This window comes from Rhodoferax koreense, assembly GCF_001955695.1.
Taxonomy (GTDB): domain Bacteria; phylum Pseudomonadota; class Gammaproteobacteria; order Burkholderiales; family Burkholderiaceae_C; genus Rhodoferax_B; species Rhodoferax_B koreensis.
The window spans coordinates 1,253,788-1,274,041 of the sequence record NZ_CP019236.1 but is presented as its reverse complement, the minus strand read 5'-3'; the positions used below and the strand labels follow the sequence as shown (position 1 = coordinate 1,274,041).

The following is a 20,254-nucleotide window of genomic DNA, read 5'->3' as shown; positions in this document are numbered from 1 at the left end:
GCGCACGGCTTTCCAGTTCCCATGGCGCGCTCCAGACCTCTTTCCCAACCCACGCCCCACGCGGCGGTCAAGCCCTGGCGCTGGGCCTTGGGCGGTGGCGGCCTGGGCCTGCTGCTGGCGGTGCTGCTGTTCGCACCCGCGAGCTGGCTGGCCGCGGCGGTGGAGCGCGCGAGTGCCGCGCAGGTGCGGCTGGCCGATCCGCGCGGCACGGTGTGGGACGGCTCGGCGCAACTCGTGTTGTCGGGCGGCATCGGCAGCCGCGACCAGGCCGCCTTGCCGGACCGGCTGACCTGGCGCATCCGTCCCGGCGCCGACGGCGGCAGCGCCGGCGGATGGCTTTCGGCCCGGTTGCAGGCGCTGTGCTGCATGGCCCAGCCCTGGCGCGTTGCGGCGCGGCCGCAATGGGGCGGCGCGGTGGTGACGCTGGCCGATGGCCAGGCGCGGCTGCCGGCGCTGTTGCTGGCCGGCCTGGGCACGCCGTGGAACACCTTGCAGCCCGAAGGCGAGCTCACGCTGTCCACCCAGTCGCTGGTGATCGACCTGAATGCGGGCCGGCTGGTGCTCGGCGGCCAGGCCGTGCTGGAAGCGATGGCCGTCTCCTCGCGCCTGTCCACCCTCAAGCCCATGGGCAGCTACCGCGTCACCGTGGCCGGCGGCAGCACGCCCACGCTGAAACTCGAAACCATCGAAGGCGCGCTGCAGCTCAGCGGCAGCGGCCAGTGGGTCGGCTCGCGGCTGCGCTTCGACGGCGTGGCCACGGCCGCACCCGCATTCGCCGACGCCTTGTCGAATCTCCTGAACATCATCGGACGGCGCGATGGCGTACGCTCCCTCATCAAAGTGGGTTAACTGCATGACCAAGCCAATTTTTCGAGCGCGCTCCTTTGCTATCACCTCGATAGCACTCTGCGCAATGATCGCCTGCGCTACGGGCACTTTTTCTTCTAATTCGTGGGCACAGGCCGCGGCGGGCCAGCGCGAGCCGATCACGTTGAACTTCGTCAACGCCGAGATCGAGGCCGTGGCCCGCACCATGGCCACGCTCACCGGACGCAACGTGGTGGTCGATCCGCGCGTGAAGGGCACGATGACGCTGAGCACCGAGCGGCCGGTGGCGCCCTCGGTGGCCTATGACCAGTTCCTGGCGACGCTGCGCGTGCAGGGCTTCACGGTGGTGCAGTCGGGCGGGCTCGACAAGATCGTGCCCGAGGCCGATGCCAAGCTGCAGGGTGGCGCGGAGACGGTGTCCAGCACCGGCGACACGCCGCGCGGCGCGGCCGGCAACCAGATCGTCACGCAGATCTTCAAGCTCAACTACGAAAACGCCGCGAACCTGGTGCCGGTGCTGCGCCCGCTGATCAGCCCGAACAACACCATCAACGTGAACCCCGGCAACAACTCGCTGGTGATCACCGACTACGCCGACAACCTGCGCCGTATCGCGCGCATCGTGGCCTCGATGGACGTGTCGAACGCGACCGATCTCGAAATCATCCCGCTGCAATACGCCGTGGCCACCGACCTGGTGCCCCTGCTCACCCGGCTCATCGATCCCGGCAGCAGCGGCGGGGCCGGCGGTGTGCCGGTGGCCGGACAGTCCGATACCTCGTTCAGGACCACGGTGCTGGCCGAGCCGCGCAGCAATGCGCTGATCGTGCGCGCGGCCAATCCGGCGCGGCTGAACCTGGTGCGCGGCCTGGTGGCCCGGCTCGACCAGCCGGCCGCGGTGACGCCCGGCGGCGCGAACAACCCCGGTGGCAACATCCACGTGGTCTACCTGAAGAATGCCGATGCCACCAAGCTGGCGATCACGCTGCGCGCGGCCATGAGCGGCGAGGCACGCGGCGGCTCGGGCAGCACTGGCAGCACCGGCGGCGGCCTGTCGCTCAACACGGCGGCGCTGTCGACCAGCGGGTCCGCCTCCGGCGGCGCCAGCGGCACGTCCTCCGGCGCCACCGGCTCGCTCAACAGCGCCAACAGCAACCAGCCGTCGACCGGCGGGCAGATCCAGGCCGATCCGTCCACCAACTCGCTGATCATCACCGCGCCGGAGCCGCAGTACCGCCAGTTGCGCGCCGTGATCGACCAGCTCGACGGCCGGCGCGCGCAGGTGTTGGTGGAGAGCCTGATCGTCGAGGTCAACGCCAGCAAGGCCGCGCAGTTCGGCATCCAGTGGCAGGGCCTGCTCGGCAGCGGCAACAACGTCGGCATCCTCGGCACCAACTTCAGCACCGGCGGCACGGCCAACATCATCAACCTGGCGCTGACCGCAGCGGGCGCCACGTCGTCGTCCTCGTCGACCTCGAGCACGCTGCCCTCCACCGGGGGCAATTTCGGGATTGCGCACAAGACGGGCGGCGTCTACGTGCTGGGCTTCCTGGCCAACTTCCTGCAGACCAATGGCGACGGCAACGTGCTGTCGACACCCAACCTGCTGACGCTGGACAACGAGGAAGCCAAGATCGTCATCGGAGAGAACGTGCCCTTCGTGACCGGCTCCTACACCAGCAACAACAGCAGTTCGGGCTCGGTGAATCCGTTCACCACGGTGGAGCGCAAGGACGTGGGCCTGACGTTGAAGATCCGGCCCCAGATCAACGAGAACGGCACGGTGAAGCTGGTGATCTTCCAGGAGACCTCCAGCGTCAAGAGCGGTACCGAGCTGGCCACCAATGGGCCGACGACGACCAAGCGCTCGATCGAATCCACCGTGCTGGTGGACGATGGCAGCGTAGTCGTCATCGGCGGACTGCTGCAGGACCAGTACGCCGGCAACCAGGACAAGGTGCCCATCGTCGGCGACGTGCCCTTCTTCGGCAACCTGTTCAAGAGCGAGGTGCGCAGCCGCACCAAGACCAATCTGATGGTGTTCCTGCGGCCGGTGGTGGTGCGCGATGCGCGCGAGACTGACGCGCTGTCGATGGACCGCTACGACCTGATCCGCGGCATGCAGCGCGACACCCAGCCCGAGCAGAGCAAGATGATCCCGGTGAACGAGGCGCCGATCCTCGCACCCATCGTCAACCCGAACCTGCCGGCCAGATCCGGGAACAGCAAGGACGTGCCGCAGCCACCGCTCGGCCAGTCCAGCGACAGCGTCGCACCGGGTACGCCGCTGCAGACGCTGCCCACCCGCTAAGACTTCGCAGACCTTCGCTGAACCATGCGCCATCCCCTGCCCTACGCCTTCGCGCGCACCCAGCAACTGCTGCTGGAGGACAACCTCGGCGAGCTCACGCTCTGGCTGCACCCCGCCTCCAACGGCAGCGGCCTGAGCGAGGTGATGCGCAAATACGACGTGCGCCGCGTCGAGACCCTGCCGGTGGAGACGCTGGTGCAGCGCATCAGCGCGGCCTATGCGCAAGGCGAATCGAGCGCGGCCTCGGTGGTGAGCGAAGTCGAGAGCGACGCCGACCTCTCGCGCATGATGCAGGAACTGCCGGCGGTCGAAGACCTGCTGGAGATGAGCGACGACGCGCCCATCATCCGCATGCTCAACGCGCTGTTGACGCAAGCCGCGCGCGACGGCGCGAGCGACATCCACATCGAGCCCTACGAGCGGCATTCGAGCGTGCGCTTCCGCGTGGACGGCACGCTGCGCGAGGTGGTGCAGCCCAACCGCGCGCTGCATGCGGCGCTGATCTCCCGGCTGAAGATCATGGCCGACCTCGACATTTCCGAAAAGCGCCTGCCGCAGGACGGGCGCATCAGCCTGCGCATCGGCACGCGTGCCGTGGACGTGCGCGTCTCCACGCTGCCCAGCGCCCATGGCGAACGCGCCGTGCTGCGCCTGCTCGACAAGAGCGGCGGCACGCTGGACCTGGCCTCGGTCGGCATGCAGGGCGACGCGCTGCAGCGTCTGCAGACGCTGATCGCCCAGCCGCACGGCATCATCCTGGTGACCGGCCCCACCGGCTCGGGCAAGACCACCACGCTGTATGCCGCGCTGAGCCAGCTCGACGCGCACAGCAGCAACATCATGACGGTGGAAGACCCGATCGAATACGAACTGCCCGGCGTGGGCCAGACCCAGGTCAACAGCAAGATCGACCTGACCTTCGCCAAGGCCCTGCGCGCCATCCTGCGGCAGGACCCGGACGTGATCATGATCGGCGAGATCCGCGATTTCGAGACGGCACAGATCGCCATCCAGGCCTCGCTCACCGGCCACCTGGTGCTGGCCACGCTGCACACCAACGACGCGGCGAGTGCCGTCACCCGTCTCACGGACATGGGTGTCGAGCCGTTTCTCTTGAGCAGCTCGCTGCTCGGCGTGCTGGCGCAGCGCCTGGTGCGCAAACTGTGCAGCCATTGCGCCGGCAAGGGCTGCGAAGCCTGCGGCCAGACCGGCTACCAGGGCCGTACCGGCGTGTTCGAGCTGCTGGTGACCGACGACGCCATCCGCGCGCAGATCCATAACCGCACTTCGGAAGCCGACATCCGCGACGCAGCGCTCAAGGCCGGCATGACGCTGATGCGCGAGGATGGCGAGCGGCTGGTGCGCGCGGGAATCACCTCTCGGGAGGAGTTGATGCGGGTGACCAGGGATTGATTTTCAGCCTTTGACATGACGCCGAAGCTCTCCGCACTCGCGCGGCCGCTGAACTTCGCCGCCTACGGCGAGCCCGACGTGGCGGCCCTGGCCGCGAGTTATGGCTTGGGCCTCGCGAAGAACCACGCCTTCGTGGACGGCAATAAACGCGCGGCCTTCCTCGCGGTCGGTCTGTTCCTGTACCTCAATGGCTACCGGCTTGACGCCACCCAGGCCGACGCCACCCTCACGGTGATGGGCCTGGCCGCGGGCGACATCAGCGAAGAAGACTTCGCCGCCTGGCTGCGCCAGCAAGCCAGGAAGCGCGGCTGAAGCGCCACCTTCCGCCCGCTCAGCGGCCGATTTCCTTCAGATAGATGGCACGCGCGGCCAATGCCGTGTCGGTGAAATCGGTGAACACGCCATCCACACCCAGCCGGTAGTAGGCCAGGTACTCGTTCTTCGGGTCGCCCTTGTAGTCGGCGGCCAAACGCCGGTTCTCGTTGCGGAAGGTGAAGGGGTGCACGAACAGGCCGGCCTTGTGCGCGTCCGCGACCAGCGTCGTGGGCGCGATGGTGGTGGCGTCCGCGTCGTTGATCTTGCCGTCCTTGTTGACATCGACCGCCTTGCCGTCGGCGCCGATGGTGCCCTGGATGCTGAAGATGTAGCGCTTCCACGGCCCGATGCCGTCGGCATAGGTCTTGATCTCGGCCAGGCCCGCGGGCGTGACCATGCTGCTGAAGGTGCGCTTGTCGCCCGCCTTGGTCCATTCGTAGGGCCGGTCCACCGGCACGGCATAGGTCATGCTGCCGGTCTTCATGTCGATGCCGTCGCCGTCGATGAGCTGGATCAGGCGTGTGTTCAGGCCCTTGCTCTTCATGTACTTCAGGCTGCCAGGCTCGAACGACTGCACGTAGATCGGCGCGGTCTTGCTGTTCCAGCCCGCGGCGTTGATCATGGCGACGACCTTGTCCTCCATCGGCAGGCCCATGTCGCGGAACCAGGTCGGGTTCTTGGTCTCGGGGTAGATGGCGATGGTGCGGCCGGTCTCGCGGCTCTTGGCCTTGGCGAAGTCGATGATTTCCTGGAAGGTCGGAATCCTGTATTGGCCGTTGAACTGCTGCGGCCGCTCGGCGTCGGTGGAAACGCCACCCAGCGTCTTGAGTTCGGCCAGCGTGAAGTCCTGGACGAACCAGCCGGTCTGGGTTTCGCCGTCGACCTGCATGGTCTTCCTGCGCGAGGCGAACTCGGGGTGTTTGGCCACATCGGTGCTGATGGCCAGGTTCGGGTCGTGGCGGGCGACGAGCACGCCATCCTTGCTGACCAGCAGGTCCATCTCGATCACGTCGGCGCCGAGTTCGATGGCGCGGGCATACGCCTCCAGCGTTTCCTCGGGCAGGTAGCCGGAGGCACCGCGGTGCGCCACCACCAGCGGGGGTTTTCCGTCCAGCGTGGCGAGCGAGGAGGTCCGGGAAGCGTTCATGGTGCTGCAGGCACCGAGTGCGGCGACGGCGAGAACGGCACCGGCGATGGCCGTGAATTTCAGAATCATGTTTTGTCGTTTGTTTCAATCACGCGAGTAGAAAATTGCGCAAAGCGGCCGGCTTGATGTCGTCCGCCGCGCTCGCCTCCAAGGCATCGCCGGTCTCGTCCTTCAGATCCACCCCGGTCAACTGCCGCCGCCGCGATTCCCGCAGCAGCCAATGCAATTTATAACCGGCTTCCGTGACAGCCAGCCCCTCGGGCCGCACGTTGGAGATGCAGTTGCGTTGTGCATCCGTCAGGCCCACACGCGGCGCCCAGCTCAGGTACAGGCCCATGCTGTCCGGCGAGGAAAGGCCCGGCCGTTCCCCGATCAGCACGGCCACGGCCCGGGCGCCAAGCCGTTCGCCAACTTCGTCGCCCACGGCGACGCGGCCCTGGGTGACCACGGTGATCGGCGCCAGCGACCAGTCTTCCACAGCCAGGCGCTGGGTGAGCGCACGCAGGAAGGGCGCGGCATTCTGCGCGATGGCCAGCGCCGACAGGCCGTCGACCACCACCAGCGCGAGGTCGTAGCCCGCCGCGTTCGGCTGCAGCGCCGCCAAGGTTTCGCGCGAGCGTTCGTCGAGCCGGCGCCCGAGGTCGGGCCGCTGCAGGTAGGTCAGGCGGTCGCCTGCGGCGCTGGCCAGCACGATCGGTTCCGGTTGGTCCGGCTCCAGGCCCTTCAAATCCTGCGCCAATTGGGCCGTGTCCAGCGGCAGGTGCACCGCGTCGCGCGCACGCGCATGGGCGAGCTGGAATTCAAGCTGCGCGGAGGTCGGCAGGCTCACACCCGTGCGCCCCAGCGCGATGCGTGCCGCGGTGAGGCTGCGCAGCGATTGCCACGCGTTGGGAACGACGATCGCCGGTTCGGGTTCGGTCATGGCAGGTTTCAGTTCAGGGCCAGCAAAGCCTTGGCGAACGGTTCGGGCAAGGCCGCGGCCAGTTGCGGCACGGCGTCGTCGGTGAAGATGTGCATGCGCTGCAGCCAGGCCTCGAACTCAGGCGCGGGGCGCAGGCCGAGCACCCGCCGTGCGTACAGCGCGTCGTGGAACGAGGTCGTCTGGTAGTTGAGCATGATGTCGTCCGAGCCCGGGATGCCCATCACGAAGTTGCAGCCGGCCGCACCCAGCAGCGTGAGCAGCACGTCCATGTCGTTCTGGTCGGCCTCCGCGTGGTTGGTGTAACACACGTCGCAGCCCATCGGCAGGCCCAGCAGCTTGGCGCAGAAATGGTCTTCCAGGCCGGCGCGGATGATCTGCTTGCCGTCGAACAGGTATTCGGGGCCGATGAAGCCGACCACGGTGTTGACCAGCAGCGGCTTGAACTCGCGCGCCACCGCATAGGCGCGCGCCTCGCAGGTCTGCTGGTCCATGCCATGGTGGGCGTTGGCCGACAGCGCGCTGCCCTGGCCGGTTTCAAAGTACATCACGTTGTCGCCCACCGTACCGCGCTTCAGGGACAGTGCCGCGCTGCGCGCCTCGGCCAGGATCTTCATGTCGATGCCGAAGCTGGCATTCGCCGCCTGCGTGCCGGCGATGGACTGGAACACCAGGTCCACCGGCGCGCCGCGTTCGATGGCGGCGATGGTGTTGGTCACGTGGGTGAGCACGCACGACTGCGTGGGAATGTCGTAGTGCTGGATCACCGCGTCGAGCATGGTCACGATCTTGATGACCTGCGGCACGTTGTCGGTGGCCGGGTTGATGCCGATCACCGCGTCGCCGCTGCCGTAGAGCAGGCCATCCAGGATGCTGGCGGCAATGCCGCTGGTGTCGTCGGTCGGGTGGTTGGGCTGCAGCCGCGTCGAAAGCCGCTTCTCCAGCCCCAGCGTGTTGCGAAAGCGCGTGACCACGCGACACTTCTGCGCGACGAGGATCAGGTCCTGGTTGCGCATGATCTTGGACACGGCCGCCGCCATCTCGGGCGTGATGCCGGGCGCGGCGGCGGCCAGTGCGGCGCTGTCCACCGTGTCGCTCAGCAGCCAGTTCCGGAAATCGCCCACCGTGAGGTGCGCGATGGGCGCGAACGCCACGGCGTCGTGCCGGTCGATGATCAGCCGCGAGACTTCGTCCGCCTCGTACGGCACGGGCAATTCGTTCAGAAAGGTGCGCAGCGGCAGATCGGCCAGGGCCATCTGCGCGGCCACGCGCTCCTGTGCGTTGCCGGCGGCAACCCCGGCCAGCACGTCCCCCGAACGTGCGGGCGTGGCCTTGGCCAGCAACGCGCGGATGTCGGCAAAGCGGTAGGTGTGGCCGGCGATGGCATGGGTGAATTCGGACATCTGCGAACCTCTCCAGGGTGGATGCCGACCTTAACCCTAGCCCGATGTCGCCGCAACCGGCGCCGTGGCGGCGGCGTCGTCGCGCTGGCCCTTGGTCAGCATGAAGTAGCCCAGGCCCAGGCCGAGGAAGACGACGAAGACGAGGAACATCATGGCGTTGAAATAAATCATCGTGGCCATGCACACGCAGGCACCGAACAGCGCGAAGGCCGGGAAGACCGGATACATCGGCGCCTTGAACGGCCGCACCATGTGCGGTGCGGTGCGGCGCAGCTTGAACAGGCTCAGCATGCTGACGATGTACATCAGGATCGCGCCGAACACCGACATGGTGACGATGTTGGCCGTGAGCGGCTGGTCGTTGAACTTGATGAGTTCGTCGCTGAAGATGGCGATGATGCCGACCACGCCGCCGGCCAGGATGGCGCGGTGCGGCGTCTTGAAGCGCGGGTGGATCTTGGCGAAGTAGCCGGGCAGGTAGGCCTCGCGCGACAGCGCGAAGATCTGCCGCGAATAGCCCAGGATGATGCCGTGGAACGAGGCGATCAGGCCGAACAGCCCCAGCCACACCAGCATGTGCAGCCAGTTGCTGTTCTCGCCGACGATGAGTTTCATGGCCTGCGGCAGCGGGTCGTTGATGTTGGCGAGCTTGGTCCAGTCGCCCGCGCCGCCGGCGAACACCATCACGCCCACGGCGAGCAGCACCAGCGTGAGGATGCCCGCGATGTAGGCGATGGGGATGGAGCGTTTCGGGTCCTTGGCTTCCTCGGCCGCCATGGCCACGCCTTCGATGGCCAGGAAGAACCAGATGGCGAACGGGATCGCGGCGAACATGCCCGGAATCGAGGCCAGGCTGAAGCCGTCCTGCCCCGACCAGCCGCCCTTGGTGAAATTGGCCATCGAGAAGCCCGGCGACACCACGCCCATGAACACCAGCAATTCGAAGATCGCCAGCAAGGTCACCACCAGTTCGAAGGTGGCGGCGATCTGCACGCCGACGATGTTGAGCGCCATGAACACGATGTAGGCCGCCACCGCCGCCACCTTCGGATCGATGGCCGGGAACTGCACGTTGAGGTACGCACCGATGGCCAGCGCGATGGCGGGCGGCGCGAACACGAATTCGATGAGCGTGGCCGCGCCCGCGATGTAGCCGCCGACCGGCCCGAACGCCGCCTTGCTGTACGCGAACGGCCCGCCGGCATGCGGAATGGAGGTGGTGAGTTCGGTGAAGCTGAAGATGAAACACGCGTACATGGCGGCGATGAACAGCGCCGTGACGGTGAAACCGAGTGTGCCGGCCGAAGCCCAGCCGTAGCTCCAGCCGAAATATTCGCCCGAGATCACCAGCCCGACGGCGATGCCCCAGAGTTGCAGGGTGCTCAACGTCTTCTGAAGCGCCGGTGCTTTTGTATTGCCGAGTGTGGTCATGCTGGTTCCTTGAGCTGTGTTGTGGTGTGGACCTGCTGTTTGCACCGGCCAGCCGCCCCCATGGGTGCAGCATGCAACACACCCTCCCGTTCGTGGTGCATGCAAACCGGCGCGTCGGTGGCGATGCAAACTTGATGCCAAGCCGTGCGCTAACATCGCCGCTCCGCCCTTGCAGGCGTTCCCATCGTCCCCATGCCCGCCTATTCCTTCGAAGCCATCGACGCCCAGGGCCAGCCCCGCAAGGGCGTGATGGAAGCCGACACCGCCAAGGCCGCGCGCGGACTGCTGCGCGCCCAGGCGCTGGTGCCCCTGTCGGTCGAACCCGTGAATGCCGGCGGAAAGCCCGGTGCAGCCGGCGTGCGCAGCGCGGGCTTCATGGAACGCCGTGTCTACAACCCCACGGGCCTGGCGATCTGGACGCGCCAACTCGCGGGCCTGGTGTCTTCCGGGCTGCCGCTGGAGCGTGCGCTCACCGCGCTGACCGACGAGGCCGAGCAGGAAAACCAGCGCAACCTGCTGGCCGCATTGCGCGCGGAAGTCAATGCCGGCGCGCCTTTCGCCAAGGCACTGGCCCAGCACCCGCGCGAGTTCTCGCCGATCTACACCGCCGTGATCGGCGCGGGCGAACAGAGCGGCAACCTCGGCATCGTGCTCGAGCGGCTCGCCGACGATCTGGAGGAGCGCCAGGCGCTCAAGTCCAAGCTCATCGGCGCCGCCCTCTACCCCGCCATCGTGACCCTGGTGGCCATCGTCATCGTGCTGTTCCTGGTCGGCTACGTGGTGCCGCAGGTGGCCAACGTGTTCGCCGGCACCAAGCGCGCGCTGCCCATCCTCACCGTGGCCATGCTGGCCATCAGCGGCTTCGTGCGCAATTACGGCTGGTTGATGCTGATCGCGCTGGTGCTCACCGCCATCGGCGGTCGATTCGCGCTGAAGAATGCACTTTTCAGGCAGAAGTTCGATGCGGCCTGGCTCAGGCTGCCGCTGATCGGTCGGCTCGCGCGCGGCTACAACGCCGCCCGTTTCGCCGGCACGTTGGCGATGCTCGCCGCGGCCGGCGTGCCCATCCTGCGCGCGCTGCAGGCTGCGGCCGAAACCCTGGGCAACACTGCCATGCGCGCCGACGCGCTCGACGCGCTGGTGCTCGTGCGCGAGGGCGCACCGCTGGCCTCGGCCATGGCGCAGAAGAAGCGTTTCCCCGGGCTGGTCAGCATGTTCGCGCGCCTGGGCGAACAAACCGGCCAGCTGCCGCTGATGCTGCAGCGCGCGGCCAACCAGTTGAGTCTCGAAGTGCAACGGCGCGCCATGGCGCTGGCGACGATCCTCGAGCCGCTGCTCATCGTGGCCATGGGCCTGGTGGTGATGCTGATCGTGCTCGCTGTCTTGATGCCCATCATCCAGCTCAACCAATTCGTCAAGTGACGCAGCCTGAACAACGGCCAGATCCATGTCCCCCACCCTCACCGACAAACTCGTCGTCGCCATCTCCTCGCGTGCGCTGTTCAACCTCGAAGAGGAAAACCGCCTCTTCGACGCCGGCGACGACAAGGCCTACATGCGGCTGCAGTTCGAGCGGCTCGACGTGCCGGCGCTGCCGGGCGTGGCGTTTTCGCTCGTGCAAAAGCTGCTGGCCTTCAACGACGACGGCGTGAAACGCGTCGAGGTGGTGATGCTGTCGCGCAACGACCCGGTCAGCGGCATGCGCATCTTCCGCTCGGGCAAGGCCAACAACCTGCAGCTCGAGCGCGGCGTCTTCACCCAGGGCCGTGCACCGTTCGGCTACCTGCGCGCGCTCGGTGCGCACCTGTTCCTGTCGGCCAACGAAAAGGACGTGGGCGACGCGCTGGCGCTCGGTTTCCCGGCGGCGCGCGTGCTCACCGAATCGATCCAGGCCAGCAAGACCTATCCGAACGAAGTGCGCATCGCCTTCGATGGCGACGCGGTGTTGTTCAGCGACGAGGCCGAACGCGTGTTCCAGGCCGAAGGGCTGGACGCGTTCCAGCGACACGAGAGCGACAAGGCCGGCGTGCCGCTGCCCGACGGGCCGTTCAAGCCCCTTCTGGCCGCGCTGCACCGCCTCCAAAGTGCCAGCACCCCGAAGATGCGCATCCGCACAGCCCTCGTCACCGCGCGCAGCGCCCCGGCCCACGAACGCGCCATCCTCACGCTGATGAAGTGGAACATCGCCGTGGACGAAGCCATGTTCCTCGGCGGCCTGCCCAAGGGCGAGTTCCTGCGCGAGTTCGAACCGGATTTCTTCTTCGACGACCAGACCGGGCATGTGATGTCCGCGGCGCAGCACGTGCCCGCCGGGCACGTGAGCAGCGGCATCAAGAATCTGGGCTAAGCCAAAGCTTTCGAACAACAACCCCGCCGCCGGTCGATAATTGGTATACAAATATTTTGTTAAAAATACCGAAAAACTGTTAAATACTTATCTTTAAATATCGCATACTAATTACTGGAGTGTCTGCAAGGGGTTTGCATGATGCGTCGAGCCGGAGTATCGCGATGCCTCTCACTTCCCACAGCCTCACCGTCGAAAGTGAGGTCATCCCGGTCGTCAACGGCCAGCCTGCGCTCGAACCCGTACGCCTCAGCGGCCATGAAGGTGTGAACAGCCTCTTCGCATACGAACTGCTGCTGAAGACGCCGGACAGCCTGAACCTCGGCGCCAGCGAAGCCGCCGACTTCGACCTGGATGCCTTCATTGGCCGCGAGATCCGCTGCCGCATCCAGCTCGACGGCGCCGGCGCCTTCCTGCCCGGTGCGGTCGGCGATGCGGCCGACCACGTGGGCGCCGGCGCGCGCGAGATCAACGCCCTGGTCGCCGACGCCGCGTTCTGGGGCGAGGAAGGTCGCTTCTCGCAATACCGGCTCACGCTGCGCCCCTGGCTGCACCTGGCGACCCTCAACACCGACTGCCGCATCTTCCAGAACCAGACCGTGGTCGAACTGCTCGACACGCTGCTGGCCGACTACCCGTTCCCGGTCGACAAACGCCTGATCGACACCTACCCGGTGCGCGACTACCAGACCCAGTTCAACGAATCGGACTTCGCCTTCTTCAGCCGGCTGTGTGAAGAGTGGGGCATCAACTACTTTTTCGAGCATGACAACGGCCGGCACCGGCTGGTGCTGATCGACAACATGGGCGCGCACCTGAAGAACCCGAGCGCCGCCTACCAGGCCGTGGACTACCACCCGCCCGGCTGGAAGACCGATGCCGAATACATCCACAGCTTCTTGCCGCAACACCGGCTCACCAGTGGCCGCTACAGCACCCGCGACTACGACTACACCCGGCCGCGCGCCGACCTGTCGGCCAGCCGCAAGGACCCGCGGCCCACGGGCCAGAACGATGCCGAGGTGTACCAGTGGCACGACGGCGTCGCGGGTAGCCACTATGCGCAACCCAAGGCTGGTACGGCCGAGGCCAACGACCCACAGGCCGAAGCCCGCCAGTTCGCGCTGCTGCGCATGCAGGCGCTGCGCAGCCACGGCGCGCGCGCCCAGGGCAGCGGCAACCTGCGCGGCATGGTGCCCGGCTGCAGCTTTACCTTGCAGAACCACCCGCGCCATCAGGCCAACGGCGACTACCTGGTGCTGGACACCCGGTTCCTCATCGAAGACGTGGGCCAGGCCAGCCAGGTCAAGGACGCGGCCGCCTTGCGCAAACAGGCCTGGCGCGTGGAAGTCGACTTCACAGCGCACCCGATGGCCGAGACCCTGCGGCCGGCACCCACCCAAGCCAAGCCCCGCAGCGCTGGCCCGCAGTCGGCCCTAGTGGTCGGCCCCGCAGGCGAGAACCTGTGGACCGACCAACTCGGCCGCATCAAGGTGCAGTTTCCCTGGGACCGCGAAGGCCAGAAGAACCAGCACAGCAGTTGCTGGGTGCGCGTGAGCAGCCCCTGGGCCGGCAACCAATTGGGCGGCGTGCAGCTCCCGCGCATCGGGCAGGAGGTGCTGATCGACTTCATCGGCGGCGATATGGACCTGCCGGTCTGCACCGGCCGGGTGCACAACCAGGTCAACCTGCCGCCGTGGTCTCTTCCGGAGCAGGCCGCCCTGAGCGGCTGGCGCAGCCGGGAGCTCAATCCCGAGGGCGGCAACAGCGCGGCTGGGCGCAGCAACCACCTGCTGCTGGACGACACGGCTGGGAAAATCCAGGCCCAGCTCAAGAGCGACCACCGGCACAGCCAGCTGAGCCTGGGGCACATCACCCGCATCGAGGATCACGCCGGGCGCAAGGATGCGCGGGGCGAGGGCTTCGAGTTGGCCACCGAAGCCCACGGTGTCATCCGCGCCGGGGAAGGCATGTTGATCACCACCGAGGCTCGGCCCAGGGCGGCGGGCCATGCCAAGGCGATGGAGGAGACTGTGGCGCGCTTGACCGAAGGCCGCGACCAGCATGCATCGCTGGGCAGTGCGGCGTTGGAAGCCAAGGCCCAAGACACAGGCGACCAGGATCGGGTGGCCCAAGCTCTGACGGCGCAGAACGAGAGCATTCGGGGCACCGCTACAGGCAGGGAGGGCCATTTCCCGGAGTTGGATGAACCCCACCTGGTGGTGGCATCGGCCGCGGGCATCGAAACCAGCAGCGCACAAAGCACTCACCTCCAGGCCGGGGAGCATGTCGCCCTCACCAGCGGCGCCCACACCAGCCTGACCGCCCGGCAATCGATCCTGGCCAGCGCCAAGCAGGCGATCCGACTCTTCGCCTACAACGCCGGCATGCGGCTGGTGGCCTTCTGCGGCAACATCGAGATCAAGGCCTTGAAGAACAGCATCGCCATCCTGGCCCAGCTCAACATCACCCAGACCGCCGACAGCATCAACATCACCGCCCGCAAGGAACTGATGCTCAACGGCGCCGGCAGCTACTTCAAACTCAACGCTGGCGGCATCGAAGGCGGTACGCAGGGGCAGCACCGCGTGTTCGCGGCCAACCACGCGTGGGTCGGCCCGAAAAATGCGCCCACCATGCCATTGACGGGCGACTCAAGCCTCGAGGAAGGCCCTTCCGCGCGCAGCTTCGTGCTGCGTTCCCATGCGGAAAATGGCCGCCCCATGGCGATGGAGCCCTACACCCTCTACCGAGACGGCGCCGAGATCGGCAAGGGCGTCACCGACGCGCAAGGCCGTGTACTGATCGACGACCATCGGCCAGGTACCAGCGCCTACCGGATCAAGCTCACCAACGGCAACACCTTCGATCTGCCGGTGACCGCGCAGTTGCAAGGCGTCGACCAACACCTCAGTGCCAAGGGCTACCGCGCAGCCCAGGGTGATGCCAGCGACCGTCGGCATCACTACCAGCAGGGCCAGGGCGGCCCCGACGAAACCTGAAGCACCCGCGCCCATCGGAGACCACACCATGCCAAGCCCCACCGACACACAGCAAACTTGTACCGTCCCGCTGAGCGATCTCAGCCGGCGTGCGACTGGCGCAGCCCAATGGCGACTGGAGAAGAAGGAGGACGCCCAGACCCCCGTCTTTCACTACAACAACCTGTCGGTCTACATCTGCGGCGAAGAAAGCTTCAGGCAGATTGCCGACGACATCAAGAAGGCGGAACGAAGCATCGACATCGTCTGCTGGGGTTTCGATCCTGCGATGGAATTGACGCGTACGGCCGGGCGCTGGAAGCGCGGCGACACCTGGGGCGACCTGCTGCGCAGTGCCGCGCGAGGTGAACTCGCGCGCAAACAGAAGGTTCGCGTGCGGGTACTGTGCTGGTACGACAGTCTGGGCGCCGCACTCGGCGGCAGCAACATGCCGGGTTACAGGACCGACGCCAGCTACGAACTCAAGGCAGCACCCGGACGAGGAATGGCCGCTGCCCTGGTGCCATATGGCAAGTTGCCTCCCTTGCCCGAGCCGGCCGATCCGAAAGACCAACGCGAAATGTTCAACTCGCACTGGTACCGCGACGTCGTGGCCGGCAAGATGGAAGGCGTGTCGCTGCGCACACGCGGTGGCGTGCATGCGGATGTGCTGGCCAGCCTGAAGGCCGAGATCGCAAGGACCCGCGGTGCCACTGTTGGTGGCATCGAGCGCGCCGGACTCGAGTGGATGGCCACCCATCATCAGAAGACCATCGTCATCGACTACGAAGGCGCGGACCCACGCGCCTACGTCATGGGGCTGAACTCCGTGACCGACTATTGGGACACGCAGGCTCACCGCTACAACGACCCGCTGCGCGGCGAGAATTTCGAAGGCAGCGACAAGGACCATTCCGTGGGCATGGGCTGGGAACCTGGCAGTTCTGGTGCACCCACGCTCAAGCCCTACCAGGACTACGCCTGCCGCATCGAAGGCGATGCGATCGTGGCCGTGTACAGGAACTTCGTCGAAGCCTGGAACAAGGCCGAAGCCAAGGGCCCGGGCGCCGGGGCACCCGCCAGCGGCGAAATCGACCTCAAGGCGCCGCCCCCGCGACTGTTTAAGAACCTCAAGTCCCGCTGCAGCGGCGCGCAGATCCTGCGCACGCTGCCCGACAGCGAAGGCGGCGAACGCTCCATTGCACGGCTGTACTACCAGACCAGCAGCTTCGCGCGGCACTACCTGTACATCGAGAACCAGTATTTCCAGAACACCGACTGGGCGCGTGCGCTCAAGGATGCGCGCCAGGCATTCGTGCAAGGCTGCAGCAGCGCTTCACCACCGATTCCCCTGTCGCGCATTCCCGTGCTGCATGTGATCGTGGTCACGCCCACGCCCGAGCGCGGCCAGATGGTGCCGCGGACCCACGACACGGTCGCCGAACTCGGCCATGGCGACTCCATGCCCAACCAGGACGAGGAAATCCGGAAAGCGTTGGCGCGACGGGACCAATCCCAAAAGGATATGGCGGAGTACAAGAAGCGACGCGCGGCGCATGACGCGCGGGGGACTGACACGGCGCTGTACACCCCATACGCGGCAATGGAGCCGCCACCATCGCCTCCACAGCCGCTGTCAGACATCGCCCAGAGCTATGTCGATGCCGGTGGTGCGCGCGACAGCCAGAAGACACGCGACCTGTTGAGCCAGACCCTGGGCATGCGCACGCTCGTGGCCAGCCTATGGACGTACGACGCCGAATGGCGGGAGGACCAGCTACCCATCGCGAAGCGCATCGACGAAGAGAAGCCACTTCATGCACGGCAGCAGAAGGAATGGGACGACGACCAGGCCGCGAAAAAACAGGCGAGTGCGCGCACCGTCGAAGCCGGTGGCTGGCGCGTCTACACCGACACCCGCATGCCACCGACGCCGCCCGTGGACCGCAGCCAGCAGCTCAAGAACGCCAAGGCGCTGCGCTACCGCGAGATCTACATCCACAGCAAGCTGATGATCATCGACGACAGCATGTTCACCCTGGGCAGCGCCAACCTGAACCTGCGCAGCTTCGCCGCGGACAGCGAGATGAACATCGCCAGCGACGACCGGTACAAGGCCCAGGATTTGCGGCGGCGGGTGTGGAAGCAGCATACGAACAAGCAGTTTGATGGGGGGGCGGATGCGACGGATCAGGCGGCGATGAAAAGAACCTTTAACAATTGGGAAAGAGAGGCAAGCAACAACCTCACTAACAAAAGGAATGGTCTTTCACTCACCAGCTTCCTCGTCAAATTCCTCGACGAGCGAACCAGCGTCATCAGGCTCGGATAAGTATGAGCGCTCTCTCCAGATCAACCCACTGGCCGGCCTCGCTGCTGGGCCTTGTCTTCATTCTCCTCAGCCTGAGTGCCTGCAACATGAGCAACCTCCCCCGCAACATGAACCTCAAGGCCTTCGATCCGCATCGGCCGGACTTCACCTGCAAACACGAGGCCGACGTGAACCCACCTATCACCGCGGAAGCGGATGCGCTGTTCCAGCGCGGCATGGCCGTCACCAGCTACGAGCTTTTGCCGGACCAGCGTGATTACGCCAAAGCCGCCGAGTTCTGGAAACAGGCCGCAACCCTGGGCCACTGGAAGGCGGCGATGAACCTGGCCGGGCTGTACGAGAGTGGTCGTGGTGTACCCGAAGACACCGAACAGGCTGTTTTGATTCTCGAAGGGCTGATGAAGCAGGGGGTCCCCGCCGCCTTCGACAAGATGGGCACCTACCACCAGCGGGGCATTGGGGTGAAGAGCGATACCAGCCGCGCCTATGCGTTCTGGCAACTGGCGGCAGACATGGGTAGTTCGGCGGCACAGGCATATCTGGGGGAGAAATTGGACGCAGCCTATGACAGTCCAGGGGAAGGCTTTTGGGGCAATCGCGAGGTAGCGCTAAAGATGCTGGAATGCGGCGTTGCACAGAGCAACGGCGTTGCCGCCTACCGACTAGCGATGACGCTAAACAATGTCGATAAAGACTATGTTCGTGCACTCCATATCTATCACGAAGGGGTGAAGATGGGCAGTCAAGATTGCGCACGCGATCTATCCGTCAGCTTCGGCCTCACCGAGCCCTTGACGGGAAATACGATTGACGAGGCCCGCTCAGATCGCTACAGCGAACTGAGAGACGCCCTCGAACTCAACCCCGACCTGCGCTTCCCCAACCTCGACAAGGTCCTGCCCCTGCCCCCGGCCGAGCTGCCGATGTGGGACGGCCAGCGTGAAACCCTGGTCAACGCCGCCAAGAGCTTGATCACGCTGCCGCCCGTCAAGCCCACCCCCGGCGCGCAGCGCACCGGCCGCGCCCACATCCCGCAGGGCCACGTGCTGCAGGCCCAGGCGCGCAGCATCGTCGTCGAGGTCGACAGCGTCGTGCCTTACAGCGGTTATTGGCTACCCCGGCTCTACAACGTTTACCGCGCCCATGAACAGGCCTGGGAAGATGCCCAGGTGCCGCAGCGTTATGCCCAGGGCGAAGCCTTCGAGCCCGTGGACCGGCGCAGCATGGGCGCCTACGCCAACATCGCCCCGCGCACCGTCTGGCAGTACCTGGGCGAGGCCGTCGCCCAGCAGCCGCCGCTGTACACCCGCGTGGTCCAGGGCGTCGCCCGCACCACCCGTGTGCCCGAGCCGCCGCTGTACTGCAGGGGCATGCTGCCGTGCCCGCGCACCGGCGTGTGGGCCGGCGAGGTGCGCGAAGACCATCCGCTGGCGCGGCGCTACAACCGCAGGGACCGGCAGGCCTATGTGCTGCAGGGCCAGTCCTTTCCGAACCCACAGGATCAACACCCCGAGATCGCGCCACACGAGGTGCGCTGGCTGTGGCTGGACAACGCCAACCAGATCGGAGATTCGGGCCTGCTGGCCATCACATTGACCGATTTGCACGATGCACCAGACCGGCCGAGCGTGTGATCCATGCGGGATCGCGCCGGTGATGCGACGCTGCATCGCAGTGTTCAGCGCGGCCTTGGCGCTGTGCGTGCTCGCGGCCTGCAACATGAGCAACCTGCCCCGCAACATGAGCCTCAAGGCCTTCGACCCACACCGGCCGGACTTCACCTGCCAACACGAGGCCGACGTGAACCCGCCGATCACCCCAGAAGCGGATGGGCTGTACCAGCGCGGCATGGCCGTCACCAGCTACGAGCTTTTGCCGGACCAGCGTGATTACGCCAAAGCCGCTGAGTTGTGGAAACAGGCCGCAGCCCAAGGCCACTGGAAGGCGGCGATGAACCTGGCCGGTCTGTACGAGAGTGGTCGTGGTGTACCCGAAGACACCGAACAGGCTGTTTTGATTCTCGAAGGGCTGATGAAGCAGGGGGTCCCCGCCGCCTTCGACAAGATGGGCACCTACCACCAGCGGGGCATTGGGGTGAAGAGCGATACCAGCCGCGCCTATGCGTTCTGGCAGCTGGCTGCGGACATGGGGAGCTCGGCGGCCCAGGCTTACCTGGGCGAAAAATTGGACGCGGCCTATGACAGTCCGGGAGAAGGCTTCTGGAGTAACCGAAATATTGCAATCAAGATGCTGGAGTGTAGTTTTGCTCAGGGCAATGGTGTCGCAGCCTACAAACTAGCGATGACGCTAAAAAACGTGGACGAACACTATGTCCGTGCTCTTCACATCTACCATGAAGGCGTGAAGTTGGGCAGCGCGGATTGCGCCAACGCTTTGTTCTCCAGCTTTAGTCGCACAATACCGATGACAGGCAACGTCATCGACATGACTCGAGCACGGCGCTACAGCGAACTGAGAGACGCCCTCGAACTCAACCCCGACCTGCGCTTCCCCAACCTCGACAAGATCCTGCCCCTGCCGCCAGCCGAACTCCCGATGTGGGACGGCCAGCGTGAAACCCTGGTCAACGCCGCCAAGAGCTTGATCACGCTGCCGCCCGTCAAGCCCACCCCCGGCGCGCAGCGCACCGGCCGCGCCCACATCCCGCAGGGCCATGTGCTGCAGGCCCAGGCACGCAGCATCGTCGCCGCTCCGCTGCAAGCCGCAGACTTGCTCCCAACCTCAAAAGACACCGATGCCAACGCCGCATGAAAGCCGATACTTCTGCTGCGCGTCATCAACGCGATGGTGCGCAACGGACAACTGC

General features: G+C 66.0%; 13 protein-coding genes and 1 pseudogene. 10 read left to right on the top strand and 4 right to left on the bottom strand.

Annotated elements, in window-relative coordinates:
- Positions 1-21: 21 nt before the first annotated feature.
- The 4 genes and pseudogenes from gspN to RD110_RS06025 form a co-directional block, all read left to right on the top strand.
- Entirely contained in the window at positions 22-849 is an 828-nt protein-coding gene (gspN, locus tag RD110_RS06040) for a type II secretion system protein N (protein ID WP_076197632.1), read from the top strand.
- A gap of 4 nt (positions 850-853) precedes the next feature.
- Positions 854-3,139: a type II secretion system secretin GspD gene (gene gspD / locus RD110_RS06035; RefSeq protein ID WP_076197630.1), complete on the top strand. Its 2,286-nt coding sequence runs from the start codon at positions 854-856 to the stop codon at positions 3,137-3,139.
- 24 nt (positions 3,140-3,163) lie between these two features.
- Entirely contained in the window at positions 3,164-4,552 is a 1,389-nt protein-coding gene (locus RD110_RS06030; protein ID WP_076197628.1) for a GspE/PulE family protein, read from the top strand.
- Positions 4,553-4,582: 30 nt separating this feature from the next.
- Positions 4,583-4,864, top strand: a pseudogene (locus tag RD110_RS06025) (type II toxin-antitoxin system death-on-curing family toxin); the annotation flags it as partial.
- 19 nt (positions 4,865-4,883) lie between these two features.
- Here RD110_RS06025 and RD110_RS06020 read toward each other — a convergent pair.
- From RD110_RS06020 to eat, 4 genes are read right to left on the bottom strand one after another with little or no spacing between them, the layout of a single operon-like run.
- On the bottom strand, positions 4,884-6,083 hold the full coding sequence (locus RD110_RS06020; protein ID WP_076197626.1) for a glycerophosphodiester phosphodiesterase: 1,200 nt from the start codon (positions 6,081-6,083) through the stop codon (positions 4,884-4,886).
- A gap of 19 nt (positions 6,084-6,102) precedes the next feature.
- On the bottom strand, positions 6,103-6,936 hold the full coding sequence (eutC, locus tag RD110_RS06015) for an ethanolamine ammonia-lyase subunit EutC (RefSeq protein ID WP_076197624.1): 834 nt from the start codon (positions 6,934-6,936) through the stop codon (positions 6,103-6,105).
- An 8-nt stretch (positions 6,937-6,944) separates the two neighbouring features.
- Positions 6,945-8,336 carry an ethanolamine ammonia-lyase subunit EutB gene (locus tag RD110_RS06010; protein WP_076197622.1) on the bottom strand — a complete coding sequence of 464 codons (1,392 nt, stop codon included), beginning with the start codon at positions 8,334-8,336 and terminating at the stop codon, positions 6,945-6,947.
- Positions 8,337-8,372: 36 nt separating this feature from the next.
- A complete protein-coding gene (gene eat / locus RD110_RS06005; RefSeq protein ID WP_076197620.1) occupies positions 8,373-9,767 on the bottom strand; it encodes an ethanolamine permease in 1,395 nt (464 codons plus the stop codon).
- Positions 9,768-9,959: 192 nt separating this feature from the next.
- Between eat and gspF the strand changes: the two genes are divergently transcribed.
- From gspF to RD110_RS05975, 6 genes are all read left to right on the top strand, one after another.
- Positions 9,960-11,189, top strand: coding sequence for a type II secretion system inner membrane protein GspF (gene gspF, locus RD110_RS06000; protein ID WP_076197618.1), 1,230 nt, complete (start codon positions 9,960-9,962; stop codon positions 11,187-11,189).
- Between the two features lie 25 nt (positions 11,190-11,214).
- A complete protein-coding gene (locus RD110_RS05995) occupies positions 11,215-12,114 on the top strand; it encodes a 5'-nucleotidase (protein WP_076197616.1) in 900 nt (299 codons plus the stop codon).
- A gap of 164 nt (positions 12,115-12,278) precedes the next feature.
- Complete coding sequence (locus RD110_RS05990; protein WP_076197614.1) at positions 12,279-15,116, top strand: type VI secretion system Vgr family protein; 2,838 nt, start codon at positions 12,279-12,281, stop codon at positions 15,114-15,116.
- A 28-nt stretch (positions 15,117-15,144) separates the two neighbouring features.
- Positions 15,145-17,427 carry a phospholipase D-like domain-containing protein gene (locus tag RD110_RS05985; protein ID WP_076197612.1) on the top strand — a complete coding sequence of 761 codons (2,283 nt, stop codon included), beginning with the start codon at positions 15,145-15,147 and terminating at the stop codon, positions 17,425-17,427.
- A gap of 2 nt (positions 17,428-17,429) precedes the next feature.
- A complete protein-coding gene (locus RD110_RS05980; RefSeq protein WP_239467183.1) occupies positions 17,430-19,061 on the top strand; it encodes an SEL1-like repeat protein in 1,632 nt (543 codons plus the stop codon).
- Positions 19,036-20,199: an SEL1-like repeat protein gene (locus tag RD110_RS05975; protein WP_076197608.1), complete on the top strand. Its 1,164-nt coding sequence runs from the start codon at positions 19,036-19,038 to the stop codon at positions 20,197-20,199. Before RD110_RS05980 ends, RD110_RS05975 begins: the two co-directional genes overlap by 26 nt.
- The last annotated feature ends 55 nt before the right edge of the window (positions 20,200-20,254 follow it).

Coding starts and splice junctions, on each gene's coding strand:
- RD110_RS05975 (WP_076197608.1), top strand. CDS start 19,036: ATGCACCAGACCGGCCGAGCGTGTGATCCATGCGGGATCGCGCCGGTG.
- RD110_RS06020 (WP_076197626.1), bottom strand. CDS start 6,083: ATGATTCTGAAATTCACGGCCATCGCCGGTGCCGTTCTCGCCGTCGCC.
- eat (WP_076197620.1), bottom strand. CDS start 9,767: ATGACCACACTCGGCAATACAAAAGCACCGGCGCTTCAGAAGACGTTG.
- RD110_RS05985 (WP_076197612.1), top strand. CDS start 15,145: ATGCCAAGCCCCACCGACACACAGCAAACTTGTACCGTCCCGCTGAGC.
- gspF (WP_076197618.1), top strand. CDS start 9,960: ATGCCCGCCTATTCCTTCGAAGCCATCGACGCCCAGGGCCAGCCCCGC.
- RD110_RS06010 (WP_076197622.1), bottom strand. CDS start 8,336: ATGTCCGAATTCACCCATGCCATCGCCGGCCACACCTACCGCTTTGCC.
- eutC (WP_076197624.1), bottom strand. CDS start 6,936: ATGACCGAACCCGAACCGGCGATCGTCGTTCCCAACGCGTGGCAATCG.
- RD110_RS05980 (WP_239467183.1), top strand. CDS start 17,430: ATGAGCGCTCTCTCCAGATCAACCCACTGGCCGGCCTCGCTGCTGGGC.
- RD110_RS05990 (WP_076197614.1), top strand. CDS start 12,279: ATGCCTCTCACTTCCCACAGCCTCACCGTCGAAAGTGAGGTCATCCCG.
- RD110_RS06030 (WP_076197628.1), top strand. CDS start 3,164: ATGCGCCATCCCCTGCCCTACGCCTTCGCGCGCACCCAGCAACTGCTG.
- RD110_RS05995 (WP_076197616.1), top strand. CDS start 11,215: ATGTCCCCCACCCTCACCGACAAACTCGTCGTCGCCATCTCCTCGCGT.
- gspD (WP_076197630.1), top strand. CDS start 854: ATGACCAAGCCAATTTTTCGAGCGCGCTCCTTTGCTATCACCTCGATA.
- gspN (WP_076197632.1), top strand. CDS start 22: ATGGCGCGCTCCAGACCTCTTTCCCAACCCACGCCCCACGCGGCGGTC.